Raw genomic sequence first — 6,179 nt, 5'->3', positions numbered from 1 at the left:
AAGCCTTTTATTTCGCTAACTTCTTGATTTACAAGAGGTTAGCGAAAGGCCTGCGCCGGAGAAGGTGCGCATTATAGGCCCTCACAATTACACGTCAACGGTTGTTTGAACTTTTATTCAGCCTCGAGCGAAACTCGCCCATAAGCCTTCTTTCCAGCCTGACAAACATGAGTGCTGCCTAGCTCGAAGATAAACGACCGATCTACTACCTGACCATCTACCCGCACCCCACCCGATGCAAGCAGATCTCGCGCTACCGCCGCGTTCTTAACCAGACCCGCCCGATTCAACACCGAGGCGATGGGCATCCCCTCAGGCGAACGCAACTCGATCACTGGAATGTCTTCAGGTAGTTCACCTTCTTTCATTCTATTACCCGCAGAGCGGTGAGCCGTTGCTGCGACCTCCTCGCCATGAAAGCGGGCAACGATCTCTTCGGCGAGCTTGATCTTGATGTCGCGAGGATTCGCACCACGCGACACGTCCGCCTGAAACTCTCCGATCTCCGCCATATCGCGAAAGCTCAACAGCTCGAAATAGCGCCACATAAGCACATCCGGGATCGACACGAGCTTGCTGTACATCACACCCGGCGCCTCTTGAATCCCAACGTAGTTACCAAGCGACTTGGACATCTTCTTCACCCCGTCCAACCCCTCGAGAAGCGGCATGGTGACGATGCACTGTGACTCCTGCCCATAAGAGCGTTGCAACTCGCGCCCCATCAATAGGTTGAATTTCTGGTCCGTACCGCCGAGCTCGATATCCGCCTGCAGCGCAACGGAGTCATAGCCCTGAACAAGCGGATAGAGGAATTCATGAATCGCTATTGGCTGATTGGTCGAGTAGCGCTTACTAAAATCATCGCGTTCAAGCATTCGAGCAACGGTGTACTGTGACGCCAGCCGAATGAAATCCGATGGTGTCAACTGATCCATCCAGGACGAATTAAAGGCGACCTCGGTCTTGGCCGGATCCAGAATTTTGAACACCTGACTCTTGTAGGTTTCTGCGTTCTCCAAGACTTGATCACGCGTCAAGGGAGGACGCGTTGCGCTTTTGCCGCTTGGGTCACCGATCATTCCGGTGAAATCCCCTATAAGGAAGATCACCTGATGCCCCAGCTCCTGGAGTTGGCGCAGCTTATTAATAAGCACCGTATGCCCAAGATGGAGATCCGGCGCAGTCGGGTCGAAGCCAGCCTTGATTCGAAGTGGAAGGCCGCGCTCAAGCTTGTTGACCAACTCTGACTCGACGAGCACTTCATCAGCGCCCCGTTTGATCACCGACAGCTGCTCTTGAACCGACTTCATTGGAGGTCCCATACCAGAAAATAAAGGCGGTCAACCTTACAAGAACGCCGGGAAAATTCAACGTCATCGAATGCGCGCATTGAGCCGCAAGGGTATTCAAGGGTTGCCTCAGCCCTTCTTTGGTTATATTTTAGGCAACTATTTTTCCTGTACAAATTTTCGCCAGACATTTCCAGACATCTAATGACCTATTCAAAATCGAAAGCACCTCTCTACCCGAAGAGCCATCTCCTGGCTGCAAGCGGTGTAGCTGCGCTTCTGAGCCTGGCACTCCTTGTATTTCCATCTCGAGAAGTCGAGGCGAAAAAGACCTTTCTCGATCTTCGCCTCGATACCAGCGCGGAGCTGGCAACCGCTGCCGCCGAACCTCTCACACGTGCGCCCTCGGAGACTCCATTCACTTCGGCCGAGCTTCCTGGCGAACCGGAGCTTCAATCAGCCTTACCAGAAGAAAAAGAAGAAGCGATCGAAGCGAAGCCTCTCCTAAAGGAAGTGGTGGTCGCCAATGGAGATACGCTATCGACTGTATTTGCGAAGGTAGGTCTTCCGCAGGCAGTTGTTCACGAGGTACTGACAAGCAGTAAAGAAGCGAAGCAGCTCGCACGTCTCCGAGTGGGCCAGCGTCTTGAATTTGAACTGGATGAGCTAGGTAATCTGGCCAAATTGAGCAGCCCGCTGAACAAATTGGAAAGCCTGCAACTGGAACGATCCGACGCAGGTTACGTATTCAAGAAAGAACAGCTGAAACCTGATGTCAGTACCGCTTACGCGTACGGCCGTATCGAAAGCAGCCTGTTCCTAGCGGCGAAGCGTGCAGGCCTCAGCCATAATCTGACAATGGACTTGGCCAACGTCTTTGGTTACGACATCGATTTCGCCATGGATATACGCAAAGGCGACTCCTTCGAAGTGGTTTACGAGCAAAAGACTGTTGCCGGCGAAAAGGTAGGTACCGGGAACATCCTTGCGGCGCGCTTCACGAACCGGGGTAAAAGCTATACCGCTGTGCGCTATACCAACAAGCAAGGCACCAGCAGCTATTACACAGCTGACGGCGAGAGCATGCGCAAGGCATTTATCCGAACGCCGGTTGATTTCGCCCGGATCAGCTCCCGCTTTTCCAATGGCCGCAAACATCCGATTCTGAACAAGATCCGCGCCCACAAAGGCGTGGACTATGCCGCACCGCACGGCACGCCTATTAAAAGCGCAGGTGATGGCAAGGTTCTCCTCGCCGGCCGCAAGGGCGGATACGGCAACACTGTCGTCATTCAGCATGGCAACCGCTACCGCACGCTATATGCCCACATGCAGGGCTTCGCCAAAGGTGTGCGCAACGGCTCGTCCGTCAAGCAGGGACAGATCATCGGCTACATAGGTACGACAGGCCTTTCGACCGGCCCCCATCTGCACTATGAATTTCAGGTCGATGGGGTGCATGTCGATCCGCTGGGCCTGAAGCTACCCATGGCGGACCCCATTGCAAAGAACGAGAAACAGCGCTTCCTTCAGTTGAGCAAGCCGCTGATGGCGCGCATGGACGAAGAGCGCGCGACCATGCTGGCCATGAAGAACGAATAAATGCCGCTCTATATTGGGGTCATGTCAGGTACCAGTCTGGATGGTCTGGATTTCGCCCTAATCGAGCATAACGAGCATAACGAGCGGACCACTCTGCTCGAAACGCATTACGAACCGATGCCGGCGCAGCTGAAAAAGGATCTGCTCGACCTTTGCTCATCCGGTCCTGACGAGCTAGCCCGAGCGGCCATCGCGGAACAGGCCTGGGCCGAACTGGCGAGCAGCGGCATATACAAGCTGCTCAGCAAGGCTCAGTGCGGGACCGCAGCCATCCGAGCGATCGGAAGCCATGGGCAGACAGTGCGACACGAACCACAACGTGGCTTCACCATCCAGATTGGCCATCCCTCCTTGCTCGCCGAGCTGACAAACATTAGCGTCGTAGCCGATTTCCGTAGACGCGACATGGCGGCCGGCGGCCAAGGTGCACCCTTGGTACCAGCATTCCATGAAGCGGTATTTAGCGACGCCATCCGTGCCCGAGCGGTGCTGAACATCGGCGGATTCAGCAACGTCAGCCTGCTCCAACCAGGCATAACGACCCAAGGCTTCGATTGCGGGCCAGGCAATGTACTGCTCGACGCCTGGATTCAACGCCACCAAGGTAAGCCATACGACTCAAATGGCAACTGGGCCTCCAGCGGCCAGGTGAATAGTCGGTTACTGGCACAACTGCTAGGCGATAGCTTCTTCGCTGCACAGGGACCTAAAAGCACCGGGCGAGAGCTGTTCAACCTGCCGTGGCTGGATGCCCACCTCGCCTCATGCCACGACATCGCGCCTGAAAATGTCCAAGCTACTCTCTTGGAGCTAACCGCCCGCAGCATCTGCGAGTCGCTCCTGGCAGCCCAACCGGAAACACAAGACGTGCTGGTCTGCGGGGGCGGCGCGCACAATGCCGCATTGATGAAGCGCCTGCAAACCCTGTTGCCGGCGTGTCATGTGGGGAGCACCTCCGACTACGGAATCGAGCCAGATTGGATAGAAGCCATGGCGTTCGGCTGGCTGGCGCATTGCTGCATCGAAGGCATCGCCGCCAACCGCCCCAGCGTGACAGGCGCTCGAGGACCGCGGGTCCTGGGTGCGATCTACCCCGCCTGAACGACGCTTTCCGCGAGAACCGCACCCGACGAACAAAAACACCGCGCCAGGCGCGGTGTTTTGTTGCAACGAGAACAGCTTTAGATCGAAAAGGACTGGCCGCATCCGCACGTCGTTGTGGCGTTCGGATTCTTGATGATGAAACGAGAACCCTCCAGGCCTTCTTGGTAGTCGACTTCAGCCCCAGCCAGGTACTGATAGCTCATAGGGTCCACCACAAGACTCACCCCCTCACGCTCAATGATGGTGTCATCTTCGGCCAGATCCTCATCGAAGGTAAAACCGTACTGGAAACCAGAGCAACCGCCGCCCGTAACGAAGACGCGCAGCTTCAGCCGCGGATTGCCCTCCTCATCAACTAGGCTCTTCACCTTGCTCGCGGCACCCTGACTAAACTGAATCGCGGTGGGCGTGAAGGATTCGACACTCATTTGGTTCTCCTGGCGCGGGAGCGCGCATTACTGCGTTGACGCCGCATTATCGGCTTCTCCTACAAAATTGGTCAACTATTCATCAGCGGCCGACCGCTTCGGAGCGACATCTCTGCGCGCCGATCGTCGCCAGCTTCGGTCAAGGCAATAGCGCGGCGTTGCCCAGGCCGAGCCGCTCATCCAGGCCGAAGGCAATGTTCATGTTCTGCAACGCCTGACCGGAGGCGCCTTTGACGAGGTTGTCGATAACCGAGAGCACAACCACCAAATCCCCACCCTGTGGGCGATGGACCGCGATGCGACACATGTTGGCGCCACGCACGCTGCGCGTCTCCGGATGGCTGCCGGCCGGCATCACATCGACGAACGGCTCGCCGGCGTAACGTTGCTCATAGAGCGCCTGCAGATCCACAGATGTGTCGGTTACAGTTGCGTACAGAGTGGCATGAATGCCGCGGATCATTGGTGTCAAATGGGGAACGAACGTCAGCCCCACGTCACCACCGGCTGCACGGCGCAGCCCCTGGGTAATCTCAGGCAGATGACGATGCCCCTTGACCGCGTAGGCCATCATACTTTCGCCCGCCTCGGTGAAAAGGGACCCGATCTTGGCTGAGCGGCCCGCACCACTGACGCCCGATTTGCAATCGGCGATCAGCCGCGATGTATCCGCCAGGCCATTTTCCAGTAACGGTAGATAGCCAAGCTGGGTGGCGGTCGGATAGCACCCAGGAACGGCTATTAATCTTGCACCTTTGATCTGCTCACGATTGACCTCCGGCAGGCCATAGACCGCCTCAGGGAGCAGAGCTGGCGCTCCATGCGGCTGGCCGTACCACTTAGCCCACTCGCCTGCGTCCTGCAGGCGGAAGTCCGCGGAGAGATCGATAACTCGGGTACCGGCGTCCAGCAGCTCAGCTGCGAGCGCATGGGCGACACCATGCGGCGTCGCAAAGAAGACCACGTCGCAGGCGCCCAACGTCGCGGCGTCCGGCACGCTGAAGGCCAGCTCATCGTAATGGCCTCGCAGGTTCGGATACATATCCGTCACCTTGACCCCATTTTCGGAGCGGGAGGTGATCACCACCACTTCGGCCTGGGGGTGTTGCGCCAACAGACGCAGCAATTCAACCCCGGTGTAGCCTGTGCCACCAACGATTCCGACCTTGACCATGAGCTGCCTCGCGCAGTGGAACGATTAAAGAGGGTCGATGATAAAGGTGCCTGGCCCCAGGGCCAACCACCTAGATGACGCGCGGGCCTTCAAGCCACTACTATCAACCCCGCCCCTGAAACCAAGGAATCCCCTAATGCTCTATCTCTGGGTGAAAGCCCTGCACATCGTTGCGATCGTTTGCTGGTTCGCCGGGTTGTTCTATTTGCCAAGACTGTTCGTGTATCACGCCATGAGCGAGGACATCGTCAGTCGTGAGCGATTTCAGGTCATGGAACGCAAGCTTTATCGTGGAATCATGATGCCCTCGATGATCGCCACGCTGCTGTTCGGGATCGGCATGATCGCGCTGAACCCCGCATTATTCAGCAGCGGCGGGTGGCTGCATGCCAAGCTCGCGCTGGTTGTCCTACTGATCGGCTATCACCATATATGCGGCGCGCAGCTAAAGCGTTTTGCACGCAACGAGAACACCCGCAGCCACGTGTTCTATCGCTGGTTCAACGAGTTTCCGGTGTTGCTGCTGCTGGCCATCGTCGTTCTGGTGGTCGTCAAGCCGTTCTGAATCCACTTAAGGAA

6 protein-coding genes are annotated in these 6,179 nt (G+C 56.9%); 3 read left to right on the top strand and 3 right to left on the bottom strand.

All coding sequences use genetic code 11. The features are described 5' to 3' along the window. Positions 1 to 113: 113 nt before the first annotated feature. On the bottom strand, positions 114 to 1,313 hold the full coding sequence (gene tyrS, locus H3028_RS08180) for a tyrosine--tRNA ligase (RefSeq protein ID WP_181296523.1): 1,200 nt from the start codon (positions 1,311 to 1,313) through the stop codon (positions 114 to 116). Positions 1,314 to 1,496: 183 nt separating this feature from the next. Here tyrS and H3028_RS08175 point away from each other — a divergent pair, with 183 nt between their 5' ends. Beyond that, positions 1,497 to 2,894 carry a peptidoglycan DD-metalloendopeptidase family protein gene (locus H3028_RS08175; RefSeq protein WP_181296522.1) on the top strand — a complete coding sequence of 466 codons (1,398 nt, stop codon included), beginning with the start codon at positions 1,497 to 1,499 and terminating at the stop codon, positions 2,892 to 2,894. Then, on the top strand, positions 2,895 to 3,995 hold the full coding sequence (locus H3028_RS08170) for an anhydro-N-acetylmuramic acid kinase (protein WP_181296521.1): 1,101 nt from the start codon (positions 2,895 to 2,897) through the stop codon (positions 3,993 to 3,995). An 80-nt stretch (positions 3,996 to 4,075) separates the two neighbouring features. On the opposite strand, the gene erpA is transcribed toward H3028_RS08170, so the two are convergent. Further along, positions 4,076 to 4,426 (bottom strand): iron-sulfur cluster insertion protein ErpA, encoded by a 351-nt coding sequence (erpA, locus tag H3028_RS08165; RefSeq protein WP_122166900.1) that lies wholly within the window; start codon positions 4,424 to 4,426, stop codon positions 4,076 to 4,078. A gap of 139 nt (positions 4,427 to 4,565) precedes the next feature. Further along, positions 4,566 to 5,600: an N-acetyl-gamma-glutamyl-phosphate reductase gene (gene argC, locus H3028_RS08160; RefSeq protein ID WP_181296520.1), complete on the bottom strand. Its 1,035-nt coding sequence runs from the start codon at positions 5,598 to 5,600 to the stop codon at positions 4,566 to 4,568. A 136-nt stretch (positions 5,601 to 5,736) separates the two neighbouring features. Here argC and hemJ point away from each other — a divergent pair, with 136 nt between their 5' ends. Then, on the top strand, positions 5,737 to 6,165 hold the full coding sequence (hemJ, locus tag H3028_RS08155; RefSeq protein WP_181296519.1) for a protoporphyrinogen oxidase HemJ: 429 nt from the start codon (positions 5,737 to 5,739) through the stop codon (positions 6,163 to 6,165). Positions 6,166 to 6,179: the final 14 nt, after the last annotated feature.

The sequence above is a fragment of the Pseudomonas sp. Q2-TVG4-2 genome, from assembly GCF_013620795.1.
GTDB lineage: Bacteria > Pseudomonadota > Gammaproteobacteria > Pseudomonadales > Pseudomonadaceae > Stutzerimonas.
The sequence above is the reverse complement of the archived record's forward strand: the minus strand, read 5'-3'. Positions and strand labels throughout refer to the sequence as shown.

Coding starts and splice junctions, on each gene's coding strand:
- H3028_RS08170 (WP_181296521.1), top strand. CDS start 2,895: ATGCCGCTCTATATTGGGGTCATGTCAGGTACCAGTCTGGATGGTCTG.
- erpA (WP_122166900.1), bottom strand. CDS start 4,426: ATGAGTGTCGAATCCTTCACGCCCACCGCGATTCAGTTTAGTCAGGGT.
- H3028_RS08175 (WP_181296522.1), top strand. CDS start 1,497: ATGACCTATTCAAAATCGAAAGCACCTCTCTACCCGAAGAGCCATCTC.
- argC (WP_181296520.1), bottom strand. CDS start 5,600: ATGGTCAAGGTCGGAATCGTTGGTGGCACAGGCTACACCGGGGTTGAA.
- tyrS (WP_181296523.1), bottom strand. CDS start 1,313: ATGAAGTCGGTTCAAGAGCAGCTGTCGGTGATCAAACGGGGCGCTGAT.
- hemJ (WP_181296519.1), top strand. CDS start 5,737: ATGCTCTATCTCTGGGTGAAAGCCCTGCACATCGTTGCGATCGTTTGC.